The sequence below is a fragment of the Paenibacillus favisporus genome (genome assembly GCF_040545415.1).
Taxonomy (GTDB): domain Bacteria; phylum Bacillota; class Bacilli; order Paenibacillales; family Paenibacillaceae; genus Paenibacillus_AQ; species Paenibacillus_AQ favisporus.
Map to the genome: position 1 here is coordinate 183,793 of NZ_JBEPLV010000002.1, position 22,668 is coordinate 206,460.

The following is a 22,668-nucleotide window of genomic DNA, read 5'->3' on the forward strand; positions in this document are numbered from 1 at the left end:
GGTAAACGGACCTGGGAAGCAATAACCGGGCGGCCGTGATTTTAGGCAGGAGTGGATCGTGTTGCGTTTGGTACCCGTTCCGATGCTGCAGCAGGGAATGAAAATCGGCAAAAAGATATACAGCGACGAAGGTGTTGTGCTTCTCGCGGAAGGCGTGGAGCTCACCTCCTTGCTGATCAGCCGCCTGCAAAAGCTGGACATCGGTTATATTTATGTGGAAGATCATCTGACGGAAGGCATCGATATCCCCGAAATGCTCCGGGAGGAAACGAGGCGTCAGGCTCTTCAGAAGATTCGCGTCAATTTTCAGCGGTTATCCGAAGCCTCTCCGATTACTGGAGGGTATCACCATCTGGGAAAGCAGTTCTCCAAGGTGATGGAGTCCATTCTTGAGGATGTCAGTTCCCAGGAGGACTGCATGATCATGCTGATGGACATGAACACCGCAGATCATTACTTATATAAGCATTCCTTAAATGTGTGCGTATATTCACTTGTGCTGGGGATTGCGAGCGGTTATACGCAGGACCAGCTGATGGTGCTGGGGCTGGGTTCGCTGCTGCATGACATCGGAAAAACCCAAATTCCCCAAAAAGTGCTGTTCAAGCCGCAAAAGCTGGATGATGAGGAATTCCGACTCATGCAGGCGCATGCCCAAATCGGCTTTAAAATCCTGAAGGACGAGCCGAATATTCCGCTCCTGGCCGCGCACTGCGCCTTTCAGCATCATGAACGGATTAACGGGTCAGGTTATCCGCGCGGCATCAAGGGTGATGATATTCACCAATATGCCCAGTGGGTGGCGCTAGCCGACTCCTACGATGCGATGACCTCGCACAGGGTGTACCGGCCTGCGATGCTTCCGCATCAGGCCGCTGAAGTGCTGTACGGCGGGGCAGGTACCTTGTACGACCAAAAGAAGCTGGAGCTGTTCCGGGATAAAGTGGCGATCTATCCGCCTGGCTTGTCGGTTAAGCTGAGTACCGGGGAGACGGGAGTGGTGTCGAAAATTCACGCCCATATGCCCCACCGTCCCGTGGTCCGCATTTTGCAGGATCCGGAAGGGGTGCCGCTTAAGGCCCCTTACGAGGTGGATCTGTCCCAGTCGCTCTCCGTTATTATTGACGGTGTTCTCGGGGATTAGGGAGAGCAGAAATTAGGATTTGTCATGACCGGAAGACCCATAAAGCGAGCGGTATCGGGCAGTAATGGATGCAGTGGAAATTCGATTTCCCTGCTGCCCGCAGGAGCCGCCGGTTTAGGGGTCTTTTTTCTTCTTGTCCCGGCATACCTATTCAGACAGAGAGATTTTTCGCGCTTCATGGTATGATAGAAGGAATGACATATTCATCCTGAGACAATCGGACTGCGCTCGGTCTGGAAAATAAAGGTTACACAAAAACCGTGTTTTGGGTTAAATAAAGAAATAAGGTGAGTAAATAATGAATAGTGTAAATACCCGGGGAGCACTTGCCCCCTTATCTCCGAGCAACGACCCATGGGATCCGATTGAATCCCTTCGTACATATGGCCGGCATGTGCTGACCAGTGTCGAAATGACGGTGACGCATTTGTGCAATATGCGCTGCGAGCACTGTGCGGTCGGTGATATGCTCGTTATGAAAGAGGCAGAATTTCTTCCGCTGGATTTGATGCTGCGGCGACTGGACGAGGTAGAGCATCTGCAGACGATCAGCCTGACCGGAGGCGAGCCCTCCTTCCGGGAGAAGACGGTGAAAGAGGTCATCGTCCCTCTGCTCAAATATGCTCAGGACCGGGGAGTCCGCACGCAGATCAACTCCAATTTGACGCTGGATATCAGCAGATATGAAGCGATGCTGCCGTACCTTGACGTGATGCATATTTCGTTCAACTATTTGAACGGAGACGATTTCCATGAGGTGGGCTTCGCCAACAGCAACCATCCGGTTCCGAAGGAAACCGCCTACCGCATGTATGACAAAATGATGGAGAACGCCCTGAAGCTGAGCGAAGCGGGCATGTTCATTTCGGCAGAATCCATGATTAATTACCGGACGCATACAAAGCTTGCAGGAATTCACAAACTAATCGGGGAGATGGGCTGCCGCCGCCATGAAGTGCATCCGATGTATGCCTCCAATTTTGCCACGGAGCTTCCTATGCTTTCATTGGATGAGACGCGCAAGGCGATCCACAGCTTGCTGGATGTTCGCGATCCGCAGATGTGGATGCTGTTCGGAACGCTCCCGTTCTTCGCGTGCAGCGATATTCACGAAGATCTGAAGCTGATCCGCAGGCTTGCGGATGCCCCGAACGTTACCGTGCGCAACGATCCTGACGGCCGCAACCGCGTCAACGTCAATTTGTTCTCGGGCGACGTCTACGTCACCGACTTTTCCGATATCCCGGCGTTTGGCAATATTCAAACCGGCCGCCTCGACGACATCTTTAATGCGTGGCAAACCGGGCATCCGCTGAACAAGACGGTGAACTGCCATTGCGACGCTGTGGGCTGCTGCGGTCCGAATCTGCTCGTGAAGGACATGTATTATAAAGATACCGATTTTACCGTGAAAAAAGCGAACTTATTATAGAAATGGGGCGTTGTCATTGGACGGGGAGTTAGAAATAGGCAAATTGCTTTTAAACCTCTTTTTTGTTCTGCTGCTGGTATTTTTTAACGGCGTGTTTGTGGCCGCCGAATTTTCGCTTGTAAAAATGAGGCAGTCCCGGCTGACGCAGCTGGTCAGCGAAGGCAACCGGCTGGCCGGCTATGCGCTCCGGGTGAACAACAAACTGGACGCTTATTTGTCCGCTACCCAATTCGGCATTACGCTGGCATCCCTCGGTCTCGGCTGGATCGGGGAGCCGGCCATTTCGGAACTACTGGTAGAGCCCTTGATGTATAAAATGGGAATTACCGACAGAACGCTCATCGCCACCGTATCCGTGGTGCTCGGGTTCTGTGTCATTACTTTCTTACATATCGTGCTTGGGGAACTGGCTCCCAAGTCGCTTGCCATTCAGAAGACGGAAGGGGCCGCCCTGCTGCTGTCCGCGCCGCTGATGGCCTTTTATAAAATATTTTTCCCTTTCATTTGGCTGCTCAACGCTTCCGCCAACGGATTGCTTCGCTTGTTCGGCGTTCATCCGGCCAGCGAAGCAGAAGCTGCGCATTCTGAAGAGGAAATCCGCATATTAATGAATCAGAGCGCCAAAAGCGGGGTCATCGATAAGGACGAGATGAAGCTGATGGACAACATCTTTGAGTTCTCCGACCTGCTGGCGCGCGAAATTATGCTCCCACGGACGGATATGGACTGCCTGTACACGACGAATACGCTGGAAGAGAACCTGCAAATCATCAGTGATACGAAGCATTCCCGTTATCCTGTCGCCGTGGAGGACAAGGACCAGATTATCGGATTTGTGCATATTACCGATTTTCTTCTGGCCGACGCCGAGCACCAGAAGGAGCTGACCTCGCTGGTCCGTCCGATTCTGAACGTGCCGGAGTCGATGGAAATCAGCCATGTGCTGCGCCTCATGCAGAAGAAGCATGCCCAGCTGACGCTGGTCGTCGACGAATACGGCGGCACGGCCGGCATGCTGACGGCCGAAGAGATCCTCGAAGAAATCGTCGGGGAGCTCTATGACGAATTTGAGGACGAGCGTCCCGATGTCGAAATCCAGGAGGATGTCATCTCGGTTGACGGGCGGATGCTGATCGAGGATGTCAACGATCTGACCGGCGTCATCATTGAGGATGACGAGGTTGATTCGATCGGCGGCTGGCTGTTCAAGGAGCTGGAAGGCAATCCGGTAAAAGGCAAAAAGGTCCAGGTGAGCAATTTCGTGTTTGAGGTCGAGGAATCGACCAAGCTCCGGATTACCCGGGTTAACATTCACCGCGTTGCCGATACGGAAGTCATCGACGAGGAGGAACAGGAAGGGACGGATAACGGGGATTAAGGAGTGAAGCATGACTGGCAAACAGCTGGTGTTCGTCGGTGTGGGACTGCTCCTGCTGTATTTGCTGTTTACGGCAGGCGCCCCATTTGTACTGGCTGCGCTCGTGGCCGTTTCGCTGGAGCCGATCAACCGGATGCTGATCGGGAGGCTGAAATGGAACCGTGTCGCTGCCGCTTCGCTTACATGTACGTTGTTTATGCTCATGATTCTTCTTTTGGTGTACATGCTGGGTTTTCAGGTTTTCGCCCAGCTGCTGGAATACTGGAAGAATGCGCCGGCATACTTTGCGTCGGCCGACGATTTCGTGCAGACGACGCTGATCCAGGCGAGAGGGCTGTTTGACCGGTTTCAGCCGGAGCTGGCCGAGAGCCTGAGGGAAATGCTGACCAATCTGACGTCATACGCCGAGTCGCTCATCAACTCGTTGTCGTCAACCTTTTTATCTTTTGCCAAGGGCATCCCGGGCACGTTCGTGTTTTTGGTGGTTTTCTTTGTCGCTGTCTATCTGTTCAGCTTTGGACTGGAGACGATCAAGGCAGGGATTCTATCCCTGTTCGAGGAGGAGACCCAAGACCAGATCAACGAGGTGCTGCACAGCCTGAAGCGGTCCATCTTCGGCTTTATTCAGGCCCAGATGATCCTGAGCGCTTTTACCTATGTATTGACGCTCACGGGGCTGCTTATCCTCGACATTCATTACCCGCTGGCGATCGCCCTGCTGATCATGGTCGTCGATATTTTGCCGATTCTGGGGGTCGGCTCGGTGCTGATTCCCTGGGCGGTATACCTGTTTATCGTGGGCGACTCTTATACCGGCTTTGGGCTGATGCTCCTGTTTGGGGTCATTACGATTGCCCGCCGGGTGGTCGAGCCCAAGATCATTGGCGATTCGGTCGGCATCGGCGCCCTGTCGGCTCTGGTGAGCATGTATATCGGCTTCAAGCTCGTCGGCGTGATCGGCGTATTTATCGGCCCGCTGGTGGTCATTATTTATTCGGCGGTCCGGAAAGCAGGACTGTTCCAGATCAAGATCAGATTTTAAAAGTTCATCATCTTATTGAAGGCTCGCGCTTCATCCAGTGCTTCGAGAGGAGCTGCTAGAGTCCTTTGCACTGACCCCTTGGCGGTAAATCGACCGCAAATCAGGGGTCTTTTTGTTGTCCCATGAACTTTTTTGTTCAGATTCCGCGGATGGGTCATATGTTTAATTACGAAGAGTGTCTGATTTTTCGTCTTCTCGAGGGAAATCAGCGACTTTAGTATGGACAACAAAAAGGAGGAGCAAGTGGTGAACTCACAGGTACGAGTGTATAAGCCTTTCATTGGCCCGTTTGATCCGTGCCCGCCGCTGCCTTACAGGACGTACGTCGTCCCGCCCAACCAGTATATCGTGTTCCAGCCTCTGGACTGGCCGCAATTCAGCCTCGCCGAGGCGCTGAAGCTGGGAACGCTTTGGCCGAACCTTTACAGCCCTTATGAATCTAAAAGCAAAAGAGTGGAGGAGGTGGGGAGTGATGGAGAACCAGTCTAAACCGGCGGTGGATCAGCGCTATTACGAGCTGCTTGAAAAGCTGCAGATGATCGATTTTGCCTTGGTCGAGCTGAATCTGTTCCTGGATACGCATCCGGACGATTTAAAAAGCATCGAGCAGTACAACCGGCTCGCCCAGGAGCGGATCCCGATCGTCCGGGAGTTTCAGGAATCCTATGGACCGTTGATGCATTTCGGCCATGCCTATTCAAAGTTCCCGTTTGAATGGCCGCAGGCCCCGTGGCCATGGCAGGTGTAACCGGCAAAAGAATCTAAAGGAGGCGAATGTCCCGCATGTGGATATATGAAAAAAAGCTGCAGTATCCGGTCAGGGTCGGCAAGTGTGATCCATATATGGCCCGGTTGCTGCTGGAGCAGTACGGCGGTGCCGACGGGGAATTGGCCGCTGCCTTGAGATATTTGAATCAACGGTACACCATCCCGGATAAGGTCATCGGCATTCTCAACGACATCGGCACGGAAGAATTTGCCCATCTGGAAATGATTGCTACCATGGTTTATAAATTGACAAAGGACGCGACGCCGGATCAGCTGAAGGCGGCCGGACTCGCAGACCACTATGTCAACCATGACAAAGCTTTGTTCTACCAAAATGCAGCCGGGGTCCCATGGACGGCGGCGTACATTCAGGCCAAAGGCGATCCGCTCGCCGATTTGTATGAGGACATCGCCGCAGAAGAAAAGGCCAGGGCTACATACCAGTGGCTGATTGACATGACGGATGACGTGGACCTGCAGGACGGATTGAAGTTCCTTCGGGAGCGGGAAATCGTCCATTCGACCCGGTTCCGGGAGGCCGTGGAGATCATTAAAGATGACCGGGGTAAAAAACGGTTCTTCTAAAGGTAACCTTTTTTATGAACGACCGAAGTTTACAAGGCTTGGCACTTCCCTTATCATAGGCTTGTAATTGGGTGATACTGAGTATTGCGCATTAAAGCAGGCAATGAAAGGGAAGATAACCGATGGACAAAGAGAAGTCATTGAACAAGCCGCAGGCGATATTGTTCGACATGGACGGCACGCTGTTCAAAACCGAGTCGCTGCTGCTGCCGGCCCATCAGCAGTTGTTCGACAAGCTGCGGGGGGAGGGGCTGTATACGGCACCGACGCCCCCGGCGGAACGGATGATGGGCAGTCTCGGGATGCTGCTGGAGGACATTTGGAAAGTAGTCATGCCGGACGGCAGTGAACGTGCCCATGCGCGTGCTAACGAGCTCCTTCTCCAGCTGGAATTGGAGGGGCTCAAGGCAGGGAACACCGAGCTCTATCCCGGCGTGAAGGATACGCTGGCACGGTTGAAGGAGCAGGGCGTGCGCCTGTATGTAGCAAGCAACGGGCTGGAGCATTACGTAAAGGGGATCGCGGAGGCCCACGGCATTCTGGACCTTTTTGACGGCCTGTACAGTGCCGGGGAGCACGGAACCAAATCAAAGGTGCATCTGGTGGAATTACTGCTTCAGCACGAAGGCGTAAGCACGGCATGGATGGTGGGCGACCGATCTTCGGATGTGGAAGCCGGCCGGAAGAACGGCCTCGCCGTCATCGGATGCCAATACGCCGGGTTTGGAAACCCTGATGAACTGGCAGGGTCCGACGTCCTCATCAGCTCGTTTGACGAACTTCTGGGGCTGTATGCCTCATCGGTGTAAATCGGCGATGAGCCGCCTAAGAAGGAATAATCATAGCTGCATATAAAGAAAAACAAACCGCGCTAGAGCTGCGGTTTGTTTTCTTTAGTGTCGGCGGTTTCCGTCTTCTGCTTGTAAACCCACAGGGCGTATTCCAACGGTCTGGTGATGGCCGTGCGGTACAGTTCGGGCTCGCCGATCTGGGAGAATACTTCCCTCGCGGGTTTGGGATTCACTTCGAGCAGGTAAATCCGGCCTTTCCGGTTGATGGCGAGATCGAGCGCCAGCTCGCACAGCGGTCCGTACTGGTGCTCCAGATAGGCGGCGATGTCCACGCCCATCTTGCCTGCCGTCGAGATCACTTCCTGCCGCTGCTCCTCATCCGTGATCCAAGAAGACAGCATTTGATGAGCGGGCACGGCTCTTCCGCCACCGTGCAGGTTGGAGGTGACGCTTCGCGGCGCCCCCACCCGGCCAGCAATGCCGGTCAGCTGCCATTGCCCCTCCTTGTTTTTCTGCACCAGCATGCGGTAGTCATGAACCCGGCCGTCGGAAAGCTCCACGGCGATGCCTTCCTGGATCAAATACCGGTCCTTCATATTCCAGCCGCTCAGGATGGCGCCGAGCCGGGAAGCGTGGATTTTTTGCGGAGAGATGATTTTCCGCTGCTGATTCCGTCCTTGAATGTAGTACTGGGAAGCAGCCTTTAATTTTTCAATCCGTAAAATACCCCGCCCGCCGGTACCGTTGATCGGTTTTAAAAACACGACAGACCTGTTCTTCAGCATTTGGTGGACGTCTGTCAGACCGTGATACAGGCGCGTTTCCGGCAGAAACTTCCGGAATTCCGCCTTTTTGGACAGCACCTCGTGAATGGTCCATTTGTTGCGGAGCGGTTTGTTCAGAAACAGCATTTTGCTGTACCGGCTCCGGAACTGCAGAAGCTGGGCAAAGCGGGGGCTCTTCTGGATGCGGCACCGGTCGTAAATCATATCCGGGAAGTTTCTCCATCGCCGGGTCCACTTCTTTTGCTTTGCGTCGTATTCCATGGCAAAGATTTTTTTCTTGCTGTCGCTGACGTCCATCGGGGTAAACACAAATACGTCAAGTCCCAGCTTGCCGCCTTCAACGATCATTTTCTGATAGATCGGTTTTTCCTCCAAATGCTTATGCTCGTTCAGATATAGCGTCAAGATGCCTAACACGGGTAGCGGCACAGGGGATCACCTTCTTGGGTCAGAGTAATGGATGCACCATCCGGATCTCCACACGGCCCCTCCATGACCAGGGCAGGCTCTCCGGCAGCCCCCTGGTGGACGGCGACGGCGTGAAGCCCGGCGCGAAAGCACATTTTAACAAAAGGAAGCCGGCTCAGAAGAGCCTCGCATCGCATGGAGCCTAACTGCCGCAGCTGCGAGGCAAGAAGGGAGGTGCCGATCCCTCTTCCGCGGTACAGCGGATGGACGACGACAAGACACCCCTCGGTCCCGTAGCCCGATACAAAGCTGACACCGGCCAGACGTTCCCCGTCTTCGCACCGGACGGTTGCGGCCATAAGTGAGGTTCCCGGCGCAGCAAGCTGTTCCGCCGTCAATCGGGCAAGAAGAATGAACTCCGCGCGCGCCGCCTGATTTCCACCGTGTTCAAACACAAATTTGAGAATTTTGGCGTGCTGGCGCAGCCAATCTTCACGGGTTGGGGTTATCGTTAAGATCTGCACCTGTCAATCACTTCCCTTGCAATTACATTTTAGGTTGATTGGAGAGATATTCGCTGTATTGGAAAATTCGCTTGAGAGACCGCTTCCGGATATGCGGTTCATCGAATTTCATCGGCTTGGCGTTTGCCTCAAAGAACCAGATATTTCCTGACTCATCAATCCCGAGGTCCATCGACATCTCTCCATGTTCGTAGCCGGAAGCCTTCTCAATCTGGCGGGCGATGATGATCGCCGTCGTTCGGACGCGGTTCAGGATCACGGCCGACATCTCGGATCCGAATACATCGGACAGGAGCTTGCTGGGATCCTCGATCGTACCGCCTCTCGGCACATGGGTCGTAATGCTCTTAGAACCCGCCATTCTGGCTCCGACACCGGTAACGCCCCATAAGCCTTTGTTGTTTTTTTGCAGCAGCGCCCTTAGGTCAAAGTGCCGGTTGTTGACGGATGCGAGCTCGATGCCCTGCTGAATAATGTAGCGTGCGCTGCCGGTTTCGCTTTTGATCCGTGCCCAGAGGCGGTACAGATTCCGCGTTTTGTATGTGGTGCTGGATCGGTGGTGCTGAACTTTGAGCCGGTAGGGAAGCAGTTTGTCCCTCTGGTATCTCAGCATCATAATGCCTTTTCCGGCTTTTCCGCTTTCGGGCTTGAGGTAGAGGCAGGGATAACGCTCAAGCATTTTCTGCAGCGTGCTCACGCTTGTGAAGCGTTTGGTTTTCGGCACCAGATGCTCCGTCGCTTTGGAGCTTCTGAGCCATTCGAACAGATGCCATTTGTTAAAAAAGTGCGGATTGAACAGCGAAATGGATGGATGTTTCATGCATTCCTTGATTTTCTGGCGCACAGCGGGCCGGAGTTCGTCTTCACGCTGCGGAATCCGGTTATAGATGACCTGGGGCAGCGGAAAATACTGCTGTTCCCAGGTTTCCTCATCATTCAGCGTAAATCCCTTGATCCGATCCTCCGTCAGCTTCAGATCTTTAGCTGTGACTACATAGACAGGAAATCCCATTTTCTGTCCCGTCTTGACAATATCTTCAAAATTCTGTTGATTTCCCCGGAAATAACCGTGGGAATCCGACATGGTCAGGATGGCCACTACGGGTTTGTTGTCGGTATGACTCCGGATGTTCACTCCACATCCCTCCTGCGGAACTTGCTCAAATACAGGCAGTGTTCAAGAATATGCTCTACAGATGCCTTGCCTTCCGCCTTGAGGGAAGGATGGCTGAAAATGGAACGGCCCGGCTTGGCGTTCGCTTCAAACATCCACACTTTCTCGTCTTGGTCGATACCCAGGTCAAAACCGATTTCTCCAAGGAGATGCTGGTGATGGAACTCAATCGCTTCGGCCAGGGTAATCGCGACTTTTTTGGCGTTTTGCAGCACCTCATCGGATCTGTCGCCAAAGGTCCGGCTCAATGCCTGTTCAGGAGTAAGGAGGGATCCGCCATTCTTCAGGTGGGTCGTTACGCTGCCGCGGCCGGCCTTTTTGGCGCCGACACCGACAACAACCCATTTGTTGCTGCCGTTCTTATGCATATGGAAGCGGAAGTCGATCGGGCAGTTGTCGATTTCGACCAGCCGGATTCCCTGCTGAATGACATACGTTTCCAAGGTGCGGCCATGTCTGGATTTAAGCATCCGCATCAAGCTGTTGAAGTTGCTGAAACGAAGCAGGACGTTGCCGCCTCCCTTGCGATAACGGGCGAAATATCCCCTTTTCGGGAGGTAAGTCAAACGATAGATGCCTTTACCCAAACTTCCTGCGGAAGGCTTATAGTACAGAAACTGATGCCTTTCAAGCATATCCTTGATCCGTTCCGGGGAAGGGTTGATATGGGATTCGGGCACGTACCGGTTCACCGTGTTGTCGTCTTCAAGCAGGCGGTAGATGTCGGATTTGTTGAAGAAGCTCCAGTTAAAGAACGGGATTCTCTTGCGTGTCAGCCGCTCTCTGAGCTGATTGATGGAAGAGGAGGTTTCCGCTTTCCGGCTCGGGAGGCGGTTGTAGACGACATCGGGCAGCGGTACGGTTTTGCGGTAAAAGGTGCCGTTGTCGTTCAGAAAATAGCCCCGGACCGTCTCCTGCTGCCAGTTGATGTCCTTGGGCGTAAAGGCGAAAATATACGATTTCCTTTTCCCCTCACGGAGAAGCTGTTTGATAAAATTCGTCCGGGAAGCGAACGGCTGCGATGGCGACGTGCTGGGTCCATCCGAGAGCACGCCGATCAGAGGACCGAGCTGGACTTCGTCCTCCTGGAGGTTTCTCAGCATGACCCCGCCGGCGTTTGGAACGTGAATGCCGCTTCGGACACCGGAGCTGAGGAACAGATGCTTACCCGTCTTTTTTATGGGCTTAACGGTTGCGTTAACCATGTCTTTTCCCAGACGGAGCTGAATATTTTTTTTGCCGGACAGCTTGAGGCTTTTCATCAGCGAATTCGAAATGTAGACGACTTTCTCGGGCTGCTGCGAAAAATGAACATTACAAAATGTCAAACTCATCAATTTACCCTCCTAAGTTGTCGAAGCAATAAATAGCGGGCATAACGGAGCGGATTTTCCGTAGCGAGAACATCGCTGCCTGGTTCCCCAATGTGCCGGAAGGAGGTGCGCCCCGGTTTGGAATTGACTTCAAGCAGCCAGATTCTCCCTTTCGTATCAATGCCAAAATCGATACCCAGTTCTCCGAGCCGGCCATAACGGCTTTCCAGAATCGGCGGAATCTTCTCCGACAGATTATGAAGACGATCCCTTATGTGTTCTGCCCGGTCAGCCCCGAATTGTTCGGTCAGAAAAGGCAGGACAGACAGAGGTTTTCCTCCGCCGTGAAGGTTTGAGGTAATGCTGTCCGGGTTGCCCAGGCGCAGCGCCATGCCGGTATGCATCCACGAACCCGTTTCATTTTTTTGCATCAGCACTCTAACGTCAAAAGGGGCGCCGTCTGCGCTGTACAAATGCAGGAAGGGCTGAATCAGGTACGAACGCTCCCCGGTAAACCTTCGGATCCATGCCAGGCCGCAGCGCGCATCGTCGAAGTGCTTCACAAACGGCAGGTTGCCTGCGCTTCTTCCCCGGATCGTCAGAGATCCGTCTGCAGCATGACGTGTGACGCGAAGCGTATTTTTTCCCTGGGATCCGCTCATCGGCTTCATGAACAGCTCGCCGTCATATTTCTCCAAGGAGCGCAGCAATTGGCTGCTCCCGCGATAGACGGCAGTCGGGGGAAGAAACGGCAGCAAGCCGGGCTCCTTCCGGAGCACTTGGTCCACCTGCCCTTTCCCGGGAAGTCCGCGGGACCACAGGATCCATTTCTTCCCTGTAGGGGCGTCCGCCAACAGCCTCGCCGCTGCCCGGTATTCGCTGCCTCGCTGCGGAAAACAGCGGTCGTAGACGATATCCGGAAAGGGGATCGTGACAGCGTGCCACGCCCCATTGCTGAAGATATATCCGTGGATGCTCTCCTGTCCCTCCGGCACGCCGTCAGGGCAAAAAACGACGACCTGAATACCGTATTTCCGGCCGGCCATAGCCAATCGGCGGGCGTATCCTTCTCCCGAGAAGGGAGGGGAGCCCGGTGTGGAGGAACTTAGGATCCCAATGGTTCCGATTGTGGTTGTTGTCATCGCGGCACCTCCTAAAACCCTGACAAGAAGGCGCAGTATTCCAGCAGGCGTTTGACGGAAGGCCTTATTTTCTGTTCATGGAGCGGCGTATTGTCGTTTTTGGAAGGCTTGGAATTGACCTCGAGCAGCCATATTTTACCGGAGGTATCCATGGCCAGGTCGATGCCGAGTTCACCGAAATGAGCGGGCAGCAGCGCATCCAGGCCTTTGGCAATGTCCAGCGAAGCCCGCTGCAGCTTGGCGTGTGCGGTGCTTTTCACGGCCGGCGGGAGGGCGCAGCGGTTCACAGCTTCCTTTACGGTGCTGAGGGTTCCGCCTCTGGCGAGGTTCGAGACAAAATGGTTCCCGCCCGCGATCCGGGCTACGACCGAGGTCACGCTCCATTTGCCGAGCCCGTTCTTTTGGACGAGCGCCCGGAAATCGATGGGCCGTTTGCTGTGGTCGATGAGCGTCAAGCCCTGCTGAATTTGGTAGCGGGTGCTTTTCATCTTTCCGGAGACGTTGGTAAACAGTTTGTTAAGGTTGGGATAGCTTTGTTTTTTGGGTCCGCCAACCGATGTTGCCAAAGTTTGGTAAGTGCCGTCAGACTGCCTGGAGATCCGGATGATCCCTTTGCCGAGGCTGCCCCGCACCGGTTTCAGAAACACGACCGGATACTGGCTGCACATCTTCTTCAGGATGGAATAGCCGGTCAGCAGGTGCGATTCCGGCATCAGCCGGGATAAGGAGGAGTCCTGCTTCAGCGTGTCGAACACTTCATTTTTGTCCAAAAACTTTTCGTTGAATATGTGGCTCCCGTAGCGGGATTTTACTTCTTTCATAAAATGCTGTACGCTAGGTTTATTCTCCATTTTGCGTGTCGTCAGGCGGTTATTGATGACATCTGCGATAGGCATCGTTGTCTGGCGCCATCCGCCGTCATAGATCCAGCCCTGTATGCTGCTTGCACTCTCGGTGATGTGATTCGGAGTGAAGAAGTATACGTATGCACCCTGCTTGCGGCAGGCGTTGACGAGTTCCCTGCAGAACATGGAAATGGAACCGAACGGCTTTTCCGGTGTGTCAGGATAATCCCGGCTGATCAGGACACTGATGAGCGGACCCAGCCTAAGCGTTTTGCTGGATGAGCTGTATGCCACTCGGAGCACGGGACGGGACGCTAAGCCCATTTTGCGGGCCAGTGGCTCGCTGATGCGCAGGCCGGAATATTTTGCTGCGGAAATAACGGTGATCTCTTGTCTAAAGGAACCAAAGGACAGCTGCAGAGGCCGGTCGGTGGGAATCTTCCACTGTTTGATCAGTCTCTCGCCGAGCATGACGGTGTTTTCTTTCACAATGCCCGGGCTGAACGTTTGGACCGGTAGCTTTTTTTTGGACATCGTGGATCTCCTTCCAACAACAACTTGATGTCTACAGGGCAGATAAGGAGCATCTGCAATATTGCATGTAATGCATCATATGAGGACATATATCCCTTGGTGATTGACCCACTTTTATAAAAACCGGGATTTCAGCCCTTCATTTTTTCGGAGACGGTCGGATTGATAAGCTGTGAGCGAAGCAAAAGCTTGCGATTATCGCAGGATTCACTTCCGCGGGAGCCAGCGGTCCGTCTTCCATAAAACACGCCGATTGGTAACTGCCCAAATTTAAGGAGGAAATGACAACCTATGAACATTTATGACAAAGCGCACGATTTGGCCAAAGCCCTAAAGGAAAGCTCGGAGGTCCAGGAAATCAGCTCGGCGATGAGTCTGATTGAAGCGGATCCGGAGAGCAAACAAATGCTTGAGGATTTCCGCCAGCGGCAGATGGAAATTCAGCAGCGGATGATGTCCGGGGATATGCCATCCCAGGAGGAGATGGAGAAGATGGAGAAGCTCTTCGACGTGCTCAGCCTGAACCTGAACATCCGCCGGTTGTTTGAAGCGGAGCGCCGCCTCAGCACGATCATCGAGGACGTGAACAAAATCATCTCGGACAGCCTCCAGCATCTGTACGGGGGACAAAGCCTGTAGGTTGGACAAAACTTTTCTCATATTTTCGCAGACCCCTTCATAGAGTAGAAATATAGAGTTACCAAATGAAGGAGCTGCGATGAGATGAAAAAAAGAAGCAAACTGAAGCATTCCATTTACCTACTTCTCGCTCTGGCGATGCTGGTGTACGCTCTGCCCCGGATCAACTTCAGCGGCGGATGGACCTGGGCTTCCGGGTTCGGAGCGGCCTGGGCCGTGTTTGCCTTTCTGATAATCGGCTCGCACCTGCATTATTTGCTCGGGGTGGACGAAGAGAAACAAAGAGCGCTGGAGCGCATTCGTAAAGCCAAGCTGCAGCAGTGGCAGCTGAAATGGCCGGAGGAAACACAGCAGCGCCAGGAAAATGTATAAATGCGATAAAAAGCTGTCTTACGCAATGTTATTGCGTGGAGGCGGCTTTTTTTGCGTTGTTATTTTCCGGCCTCAACCATGATATAATAGTACAGTATGGTACAGATAGAAACGTGGGGGTGTAACAGTTGGAGGGCCGCGATGAAACGATTACGAAACATGAGCAGCTGCTGCAGCATATCGAAGGGCTGAAAATTGGCACCAAGATTTCGGTCCGCAAGCTGGCGAAGGAAATGTCCGTTAGCGAAGGGACCGCTTACCGGGCGGTGAAGGACGCCGAAAACCTGGGCATCGTCGTGACCAAGGAAAGGATCGGCACCGTCCGGGTCGAGAAGAAGCCGCGGAATATTTCCGAGCAGCTCACCTTCGCCGACGTGGTCGAGATCGTGGAAGGCCACATGATCGGCGGAGCCGATGGACTGAATAAACATCTGCATAAATACGTCATCGGCGCCATGGAGGTGGACGCCATGGCCCGTTACATCGACGCGGGCAGCCTGCTCATCGTGGGCAACCGGGCTGACGCGCATTCGCTGGCGCTGGAGCAGGGAGCGGGCGTGCTCATTACCGGCGGATTCGGAACGAGCCGGGAGGTCAAGGAGCTGGCCGACACGCTCGACCTGCCGATTTTTTCATCGCGCCACGACACGTTTACGGTGGCGTCGCTGATCAACCGGGCCATTTTCGACCGCCTGATCAAGAAGAAAATTATGATCGTCGAGGACATCGTCAACACCCGGGCCAAAATCCACGCCCTCAAGCTGTCGAGCACCGTGGCGGATTGCAAGGCGCTTGCGGATCAGACCGGACAGCTGCGGCTGCCGGTCATCGACGAGTGGAACCGGGTGCTCGGTATCGTGAACCGGAGCGATATGAAGGACCTGCCCGATGGGCAGAGCATCGAGAAGCTGCTGGTCCGCAATCCGGTCACGGCCGGACTGCAAACCTCGCTCGCGTCCGCAGCGCAGCTCATGATGTGGGAAGGCGTGGACTTTCTGCCGATCGTCGACCGCAACCGCAAGCTGGTGGCGACCGTGTCGCGGAAAGAAGTGCTTCAGGCCATGCGCGACGCCCGCAAGCAGCCGCAGCTCGGCGAGACGTTCGACCATTTGATCTGGAACGGATTTGCGGATGAGCGGGATGAGGAGGGGCGGCTCTTTTTCCACGGCTTTATTACGCCGCAGATGGCGACGGATCTCGGTACGATTTCGGAAGGCATCCTGACCACGGTGATGACGCAGGCGGCGCTGCGGGCGGCGAAGGATATGACGGGGAACGACTTTGTCCTGGATAACATGTCAACGTACTTTGTCCGCCCGGTGCAGATCGAGGATCCGGTGACCGTCATGCCGCGGCTGCTGGAGGCGAGTCGGCGGACGTGCAAGATCGAAATCGAAATGCTGCATGACGACAGCCTGGTGGCCAAAGCCGTGCTGACGCTTCATTCTATCGAGCATGGATAACAGGTAACGGGCATGGCAGAATTGGCCATGGTCTTAGCCAGACATAAATATAACCGGCAGCATCTTTGATCAAAGATACGGCCGGTTATTTGTTGTGTGTGGCCCCGATTATCTCCCGCACATTAAAGTTTGGGTCTTGTCCACGCTTGGAAGATTCAGGTAACTCCGCGCAATTGCAGCATCAGGTTCAAGCTTTCGTATCGGAGGATTTCATGCGGCTGAAATGGCCCCGATTGCGGATGCCCGCGAAAATATTGAATGCCCCGAGGACGAGGAACAGCCCCTCGATAACGACCGCGGCGGTCGATCCATGGAAAATAAACATGCAGATCAGCGCAAGCACGATCAGCATTATTCCAAGGCAGATATTCATATTCGAGCCGTACAAGCCCCGGTCACGAACATCGGCGGAACGCCGCGCGCGGTAGCTGTAGTAAGCGGAACATAAACAGGTAATCACCAGCAGCGCAAATAGGCAATAGCGGATGACGGAAATCATCGAATGCTGCAGCTCCTTTACTGTCAATAACTTCAATATTCCTCATTGTATCACGATTTGCCGACCGAAGCGACACTTTGAGGCTCGATGTCGATCCAGATCTGGAGCACGCCCTCCGCCACCAGCATCGTCTTGATTTCGATGGAATATTCCTTATCACGCACCCTGTAAATTTTGCGATTGAGGAGGTTCCGGGCGATTTTGCTGTCCTCGTCGATATCGAAAATGTTCCGGCCCCGCAGCACCTCCAGATCCTCGCCGAGCTTGCGGATCACTTCCTTGACGATGACCGGATCGAGAGGCGGGTCCTGCTGCTCCGCACGGATTTTGATTTCCTTGATCACGGTCTGCTGGTTGTTGTACTTTTTCAGCGTTTTGATGTCGTCCTCGTACTGCTGGATCCGAAGCTCCAAGTCCTGATTGGACGCCCAAAGCATGTCAAAGCTGGAGTGGAACACCGAATTATACACGACGCTTCCGATAATGGCGCCCAAGACGAAGACGGCGGTCAGCTGGGAGAAATGGCGGTATCGGCTGAACGGAGGAATTCGCATCGGCTATTCCCTGCCGCCGCAAACCCATTTGACCAGCTCGCTGCCCATGTGAGCGCCGAGGAAGGCGAAGAGGAGAAACAGAACCTGCTTGATGGCGGGGGAAAGATTGCCCCCCATAAAATTGCTCTCGATGACCCTCATCGGATCGATCGTGCCGCCGATCGCCGCCGCCATCGCCCATATTTTAATCCGATCGGCCACCTCGAGCATGGTGTGTGTCGGTGATTGCAGCGAAATGACCGCACCGATCCCGCCGACCATCGCACCGCCCAGCACGATGCCGAAAGCGATAAAGAAGTCCAGTATGGCTTTGGATAAAAACACGCTCATGATTCCCAGTCCTTTCCCAAGGAGGTCGGAAACGCCTTGTCCAGCGCTTTCCTTATTCCATTCTATGGGCGGTCCTAGGCGGATTATGATAAAATAATAAATAGTGCATGAAACGTTAAAAACCAGTGATCACTGCGGCGAAAAGGAGACGAGACATGAGTTCATTTGTGCATCTTCACGTGCATAGCGAATACAGCCTTCTGGATGGAGCGGCACGGATCTCGGACCTTGTCCGGCGAGCCGCGGAGAACGGAATGAAGGCGCTGGCGCTGACTGACCACGGGGTCATGTACGGTGCGGTACCATTTTATAAAGCCTGTGTGGCGGAAGGCATCAAGCCGATCATCGGCTGCGAGGCCTACCTGACGGCCGGTTCCCGCAAAGAGCGCGGCAGCCGCAAGGATCAGCCGATCTATCACCTGATCCTGCTTGCCAAGAACGAGACGGGTTACCGCAATCTGATGAAGCTGTGCTCCATCGGGCATTTGGAAGGTTTTCACTATAAACCGCGCATCGATATGGATGCGCTCGCGAAACATCATGAGGGCATCATCTGCCTGAGCGCCTGCCTCGGCGGGGAAGTGCCCCAGCATCTGCTGCACGGCCGGACCGAGGAGGCGCGCCGGGCTGCGCTGCGGTACCGGGACATTTTCGGCGAAGATTTTTATCTGGAGCTGCAGGACCACGGGCTGCCCGAACAGAAGCGGGTCAATCCGCAGCTGATCGAGCTCGCCCGGGAGCTGGACGTTCCGCTCGTGGCGACCAACGACGTCCACTACCTTGTCCGTGAGGATGCCTCCATGCAGGACGTGCTGATCTGTATCGGTACAGGAAAAACGGTAGAGGACGAGGACCGGCTGCAGATTCAGACGGACCAGCTGTACCTGAAGAGCGGCAACGAAATGGCCCGCTTGTTCCCGCATGTCCGGGAAGCCTTGGACAATACGCTCCTTATTGCGGACAAATGCAGCCTGGAGCTGGAATTCGGCCGGTCCATTCTGCCGGAATACCGTCCGCTTCCCGAGGGGCAGACAGCTGCCGAATACTTGCGGACCCTGTGCCTAGAAGGACTGGAAAGCCGCTACAGCACGACCGGCCTGTGGGACACCGAAGAAGGAAAAAGAGAGCTTCTCCAGCGCCTCGACTACGAGCTCGGCGTGATCGGGAGCATGGGGTTCAGCGATTACTTCCTCATCGTTTGGGATTTTATCGCCTATGCACACCGGCGGGGAATCGTGACCGGTCCCGGACGGGGTTCGTCCGCGGGCAGTCTCGTCGCATACGTGCTCCGCATCACGAACGTCGATCCGATCAAGTACAATCTGCTGTTCGAACGCTTCCTGAACCCGGAACGGGTGACCATGCCGGATATCGATATCGACTTCAGCGATGAGCGCCGTGACGAAGTAATCGAGTATGTGGCGGATAAATACGGCAGCGAACACGTCGCACAGATCATCACCTTCGGAACGATGGCTGCCCGCGCGGCGGTACGTGACGTGGGACGCGCCCTGAACGTATCGTACGGCGAGGTGGACAAGGCGGCCAAGCTCATTCCGAACGCGCATGGCATCAACATCCGCCGGGCGATGGAAATCAGCGACGAGTTGAAGAAGCTGTACGAGCAGAGCCCCAAAACCCGCGAGATGCTTGACATGGCCATGAAGGTCGAAGGCATGCCGCGGCACGCGTCGACCCACGCCGCGGGCGTGGTCATATCGCGCGACCCGCTGACCGATGCGGTCCCGCTGCAGGAAGGCAGCGAGCGAACCGCACTGACCCAATATCCGATGGAGCAGCTGGAAAGCATCGGCCTGCTCAAAATGGACTTTCTCGGTCTGCGCACCCTGTCGATCATCGAGCGGTCCATGCGCTGGATCGGGGAAATGACCGGCAGCGCGCCGGACTTCGCGCAGGTTCCGGACAATGACCCGCTGACCTATGAGATGCTGGGGAGCGGAGATACGACCGGCGTGTTCCAGCTGGAGTCCGCAGGCATGCGGCGGGTGCTCAAAGAGCTGAAGCCAAGCGTATTCGAGGACGTCATCTCGGTCGTGGCGCTGTACCGCCCGGGTCCGATGGAGTTTATCCCGAATTTCATCCAGGCGAAGCATGGTACCATCCAGGTCGACTACCCGCATGACGATTTGAAGCCGATCCTGGCCGACACCTACGGTATCATCGTGTACCAGGAGCAGATCATGAAGATCGCCTCGCTGATGGCGGGCTTCTCACTCGGGGAAGCCGATCTGCTGCGGCGCGCCGTGTCCAAGAAGAAGCGGGAAGTGCTCGATCGTGAGCGCAGCCACTTCGTGGAGGGCAGCCTGAAGCAGGGATATACCGAAGAGGATGCGAACAAGGTATACGACATGATCGTGCGCTTTGCCGATTACGGTTTTCCGAGAGCCCACGCGGCAGCGTACGCCGTTCTGGCATTCCAGACCGCTTATCTCAAGGCGCACTATCCGGTGCAGTTCATGGCCTCGATGCTGACGGCCGTCATGGGCAGTCACCGGAAGGTCGCGGAATACGTGGTGGAGTGCCGACGGATGAACATCAAGGTGCTTCCGCCCGACGTCAACGAGAGCGGCGTGCTGTTTACACCGGTGGCGGTAAGCGCGGAGGACGGGCAGCCGGCCGAAGGGCCGGGGCATATCCGGTTCGGGCTGGGGGCCATCAAGAACGTGGGTACCCAGGCCGTGGAAAACATGATGCGCGTCCGGGAAGAGAAGCCGTTCAAAAGCCTGCTCGACTTCTGCCGCCGGATCGATCTGCGCGTCTGCAACAAACGGGTGATCGAGTCGCTGATCCAGGCGGGCGCCTTCGATTCGCTGCCGGGCCATCGCGCGCAGCTGCTCGCCATGCTGGACGAGACCGTCGATGCCGCCCTCAAATGGCGCAAGGAACGTGAGGATCTGCAGATCCAGCTGTTTGATTTTGTCGAAACGCCGAATTGGGAGATCGAATATCCCGACATTCCGCCGTTTTCCGTTTCCCAGCAGCTGGAGCACGAGCGCGAGCTGCTCGGTCTGTATCTGTCCGGCCACCCTCTGGACGACTTTGATGAAGTATTGGACGAACCGGGCGTGGAGCGGCTGATGAACCTGGCCGAGGCGGCGGATGAAGCGAAGGTGGTCGTCGCGGGCATGGTCGTGTCCGTCAAGTCGATCACGACCAAGCAGGGCAAAGCGATGGCCTTCATGGAGCTGGAAGACCAGATCGAACGCTGCGAAGTGGTGCTGTTCCCTGAAGTTTGGAAGCGCAGCTCGAGCTATGTCGGCAAGGGCGAGCTGCTGGCACTGCGCTCCAAGGTGCAGCAGCAGGACGAGGGCTTCAAGCTCCTCGCCGAGGAAGTGCTGCCGCTGGCCGGGGCCCCGCTTGCCCAGATGGTCAAGCGGAACCAGGCGCCAGCCGGCGGCAGATCCTTCGCCGCGGGGCAAGGGCCATCGCGGCGGCAGGGCGCGCCTGCGGACCGCCCCGCTCCGCAGGCAGCCGCCGGCGATGCTGCCGCGCCGGCCGACGAACCGGCGCGCAAGGAGCAGGGCGGCGGTGCACCCGCCCCGGCGAAGGAACAAGCGCGCCGCCCCACAACGGCGGAGCAGCGCGTCTTCGTTAAGATTACGCCGGAAGCGGAGAACCCGGACCTGCTTGCCAGGCTGAAGCAGCTGCTTCAGGAGCATCCGGGTCCGGTGGCCACGGTGCTCTTTTACGAGCAAAGCCAAAAGCTCCTTGCGCTCAGCGACAACTATCGGATCAAACCGTCGCCCGAATTTTTCGAAATGATCGAAAACATGCTCGGCGAAGGGACGGTCCGGATTAAATAGAAGCACGGATCAAAGGGTGGCTGGCATAGCCGCCGGCAACAGTGCAATAATTCATGACCCTTCGGGCTTCTGCGGAAATGACACAGATTTTACGAACGTTTCCCGAGCCTCCCGCATACACTTAGGAACACCTAGGGACAACATTATCATGTGCCGCCCGGCTGCCTTGGGCAGACGCATCTTTTCGAAGGACCCGGGGGCGGGCGTGCCGTGCGGGAGGAATAAACATGTCATATGATGCAGCGATTGCCATGCTGAGCCGCAGGGGAGTCAAAGTCGGGGACATTGCCGATATCGTGTATAAACTGCAAATCCCGTACCATCCGGAACTGGAGATCGACGAATGCGTGGAGAGCGTGAACGCCGTCCTCGGCAAAAGGGAAGTGCAGTACACGCTGGTGACCGGGATGGCGCTTGACGAGCTGGCGGAGAAAAAGCTTCTTCCCGAGCCTTTGCAGGCGATCATGGAGGCGGACGAACCGCTGTACGGAGTGGACGAGACGTTGGCGCTCGGCATTACGAGCGTGTACGGCATGATCGGACTGACAAGTTTTGGTTTTTTGGATAAAGAAAAAATCGGTATTATCGATACCCTGAACAATAAAAAGGACGAGATCCACGTTTTTCTCGATGATCTGGTCGCCGGGCTCGCCGCCGCGGCATCCGCGAGGATCGCACACCGGTACAAGGGAGCCAAGCAGTATCCGTCCGCTTCCGGAAATTCCGGGTTGTAACGCCCGAAGGCCTTGAACGAACCCTCTGATCGGCCTGCCCGCGTCCCATCACTTTGTTGCGGGAAAAAACGGAGTTATGTTATCATTACTCTATTATACGTGCTCAGAACATGAGATTAGGGGGTTCTGCAAGGAATGTGGACGGTCATCTATATCGCACCTACCGCCAAGGTAGCGGAAATGATCACGACCAAATTAACGGAAGAGGGATTTTTGGTTAAAAGCCGTCCGATCAATTTATCCAAGCAGCAGTTCGAGATTTTGGTTCCCTCTGGTGAGCTGGAGGAAGTCCAGGAAGTGCTTAATTCCATTTTGCATCCTTAATTTTAAGGAAACAAAGTGACGTTTATAGAGGCAGAGTGAAGAGCGGCTGGGCAAATTAACGGCT

23 protein-coding genes are annotated in these 22,668 nt (G+C 55.1%); 14 read left to right on the top strand and 9 right to left on the bottom strand.

Translation table 11 applies throughout. The features are described from left to right. Positions 1–61: 61 nt before the first annotated feature. The 8 genes from ABID47_RS08880 (at position 62) to ABID47_RS08915 (ending at position 7,158) form a co-directional block, all read left to right on the top strand. Entirely contained in the window at positions 62–1,144 is a 1,083-nt protein-coding gene (locus tag ABID47_RS08880) for an HD-GYP domain-containing protein (RefSeq protein ID WP_354497271.1), read from the top strand. 298 nt (positions 1,145–1,442) lie between these two features. Further along, positions 1,443–2,576 carry a radical SAM/CxCxxxxC motif protein YfkAB gene (gene yfkAB, locus ABID47_RS08885; protein WP_354495991.1) on the top strand — a complete coding sequence of 378 codons (1,134 nt, stop codon included), beginning with the start codon at positions 1,443–1,445 and terminating at the stop codon, positions 2,574–2,576. Between the two features lie 34 nt (positions 2,577–2,610). After that, on the top strand, positions 2,611–3,954 hold the full coding sequence (locus tag ABID47_RS08890; protein WP_397351435.1) for a hemolysin family protein: 1,344 nt from the start codon (positions 2,611–2,613) through the stop codon (positions 3,952–3,954). Positions 3,955–3,964: 10 nt separating this feature from the next. Then, positions 3,965–4,996, top strand: a complete 1,032-nt coding sequence (gene ytvI, locus ABID47_RS08895) for a sporulation integral membrane protein YtvI (RefSeq protein ID WP_076170488.1) — start codon at positions 3,965–3,967, stop codon at positions 4,994–4,996. 246 nt (positions 4,997–5,242) lie between these two features. Then, the gene (locus ABID47_RS08900) at positions 5,243–5,485 is read left to right on the top strand and encodes a spore coat associated protein CotJA (RefSeq protein ID WP_145136083.1); all 243 of its coding nucleotides are present in this window, start codon (positions 5,243–5,245) and stop codon (positions 5,483–5,485) included. Next, positions 5,469–5,744, top strand: coding sequence for a spore coat protein CotJB (locus ABID47_RS08905; RefSeq protein ID WP_076170486.1), 276 nt, complete (start codon positions 5,469–5,471; stop codon positions 5,742–5,744). Before ABID47_RS08900 ends, ABID47_RS08905 begins: the two co-directional genes overlap by 17 nt. A gap of 35 nt (positions 5,745–5,779) precedes the next feature. Then, positions 5,780–6,349 (top strand): manganese catalase family protein, encoded by a 570-nt coding sequence (locus ABID47_RS08910; protein WP_116232253.1) that lies wholly within the window; start codon positions 5,780–5,782, stop codon positions 6,347–6,349. 122 nt (positions 6,350–6,471) lie between these two features. Then, the gene (locus tag ABID47_RS08915; RefSeq protein ID WP_354495995.1) at positions 6,472–7,158 is read left to right on the top strand and encodes an HAD family hydrolase; all 687 of its coding nucleotides are present in this window, start codon (positions 6,472–6,474) and stop codon (positions 7,156–7,158) included. Between the two features lie 62 nt (positions 7,159–7,220). On the opposite strand, the gene ABID47_RS08920 is transcribed toward ABID47_RS08915, so the two are convergent. Genes ABID47_RS08920 through ABID47_RS08945 form a run of 6 tightly spaced genes read right to left on the bottom strand, consistent with a single transcriptional unit; the run spans position 7,221 to position 13,865 of the window. Then, the gene (locus tag ABID47_RS08920) at positions 7,221–8,354 is read right to left on the bottom strand and encodes a YheC/YheD family endospore coat-associated protein (RefSeq protein ID WP_354495998.1); all 1,134 of its coding nucleotides are present in this window, start codon (positions 8,352–8,354) and stop codon (positions 7,221–7,223) included. Next, positions 8,336–8,857 (bottom strand): GNAT family N-acetyltransferase, encoded by a 522-nt coding sequence (locus ABID47_RS08925; protein ID WP_354496001.1) that lies wholly within the window; start codon positions 8,855–8,857, stop codon positions 8,336–8,338. The genes ABID47_RS08920 and ABID47_RS08925 overlap by 19 nt, the downstream gene beginning before the upstream one ends. Positions 8,858–8,879: 22 nt before the next feature. Then, entirely contained in the window at positions 8,880–9,986 is a 1,107-nt protein-coding gene (locus tag ABID47_RS08930) for a YheC/YheD family endospore coat-associated protein (protein ID WP_354497273.1), read from the bottom strand. A 2-nt stretch (positions 9,987–9,988) separates the two neighbouring features. Beyond that, positions 9,989–11,365, bottom strand: coding sequence for a YheC/YheD family endospore coat-associated protein (locus ABID47_RS08935; RefSeq protein ID WP_076170481.1), 1,377 nt, complete (start codon positions 11,363–11,365; stop codon positions 9,989–9,991). Beyond that, positions 11,365–12,486 (bottom strand): YheC/YheD family endospore coat-associated protein, encoded by a 1,122-nt coding sequence (locus tag ABID47_RS08940; protein ID WP_354496003.1) that lies wholly within the window; start codon positions 12,484–12,486, stop codon positions 11,365–11,367. Before ABID47_RS08940 ends, ABID47_RS08935 begins: the two co-directional genes overlap by 1 nt. Positions 12,487–12,497: 11 nt before the next feature. Continuing rightward, positions 12,498–13,865 carry a YheC/YheD family endospore coat-associated protein gene (locus tag ABID47_RS08945; RefSeq protein WP_116232259.1) on the bottom strand — a complete coding sequence of 456 codons (1,368 nt, stop codon included), beginning with the start codon at positions 13,863–13,865 and terminating at the stop codon, positions 12,498–12,500. Between the two features lie 291 nt (positions 13,866–14,156). Here ABID47_RS08945 and ABID47_RS08950 point away from each other — a divergent pair, with 291 nt between their 5' ends. The 3 genes from ABID47_RS08950 (at position 14,157) to ABID47_RS08960 (ending at position 16,339) form a co-directional block, all read left to right on the top strand. Further along, positions 14,157–14,504, top strand: coding sequence for a YlbF/YmcA family competence regulator (locus ABID47_RS08950; RefSeq protein ID WP_089545814.1), 348 nt, complete (start codon positions 14,157–14,159; stop codon positions 14,502–14,504). Between the two features lie 84 nt (positions 14,505–14,588). After that, complete coding sequence (locus ABID47_RS08955) at positions 14,589–14,876, top strand: hypothetical protein (protein ID WP_076170477.1); 288 nt, start codon at positions 14,589–14,591, stop codon at positions 14,874–14,876. 128 nt (positions 14,877–15,004) lie between these two features. Continuing rightward, entirely contained in the window at positions 15,005–16,339 is a 1,335-nt protein-coding gene (locus tag ABID47_RS08960; RefSeq protein ID WP_089545815.1) for a DRTGG domain-containing protein, read from the top strand. A 187-nt stretch (positions 16,340–16,526) separates the two neighbouring features. On the opposite strand, the gene ABID47_RS08965 is transcribed toward ABID47_RS08960, so the two are convergent. Genes ABID47_RS08965 through ABID47_RS08975 form a run of 3 tightly spaced genes read right to left on the bottom strand, consistent with a single transcriptional unit; the run spans position 16,527 to position 17,722 of the window. After that, positions 16,527–16,874: a YtpI family protein gene (locus ABID47_RS08965; RefSeq protein ID WP_306433629.1), complete on the bottom strand. Its 348-nt coding sequence runs from the start codon at positions 16,872–16,874 to the stop codon at positions 16,527–16,529. A 14-nt stretch (positions 16,875–16,888) separates the two neighbouring features. Further along, entirely contained in the window at positions 16,889–17,392 is a 504-nt protein-coding gene (locus tag ABID47_RS08970) for a hypothetical protein (RefSeq protein WP_089545816.1), read from the bottom strand. Between the two features lie 3 nt (positions 17,393–17,395). Continuing rightward, on the bottom strand, positions 17,396–17,722 hold the full coding sequence (locus ABID47_RS08975) for a YtrH family sporulation protein (protein WP_076170474.1): 327 nt from the start codon (positions 17,720–17,722) through the stop codon (positions 17,396–17,398). Between the two features lie 155 nt (positions 17,723–17,877). Between ABID47_RS08975 and ABID47_RS08980 the strand changes: the two genes are divergently transcribed. The 3 genes from ABID47_RS08980 (at position 17,878) to ABID47_RS08990 (ending at position 22,604) form a co-directional block, all read left to right on the top strand. Beyond that, complete coding sequence (locus tag ABID47_RS08980) at positions 17,878–21,546, top strand: DNA polymerase III subunit alpha (protein ID WP_354496008.1); 3,669 nt, start codon at positions 17,878–17,880, stop codon at positions 21,544–21,546. Positions 21,547–21,773: 227 nt separating this feature from the next. After that, positions 21,774–22,280 carry a phosphatidylglycerophosphatase A family protein gene (locus ABID47_RS08985; RefSeq protein ID WP_089545818.1) on the top strand — a complete coding sequence of 169 codons (507 nt, stop codon included), beginning with the start codon at positions 21,774–21,776 and terminating at the stop codon, positions 22,278–22,280. Between the two features lie 135 nt (positions 22,281–22,415). Next, the gene (locus ABID47_RS08990) at positions 22,416–22,604 is read left to right on the top strand and encodes a glutamate decarboxylase (RefSeq protein WP_076170471.1); all 189 of its coding nucleotides are present in this window, start codon (positions 22,416–22,418) and stop codon (positions 22,602–22,604) included. Positions 22,605–22,668: the final 64 nt, after the last annotated feature.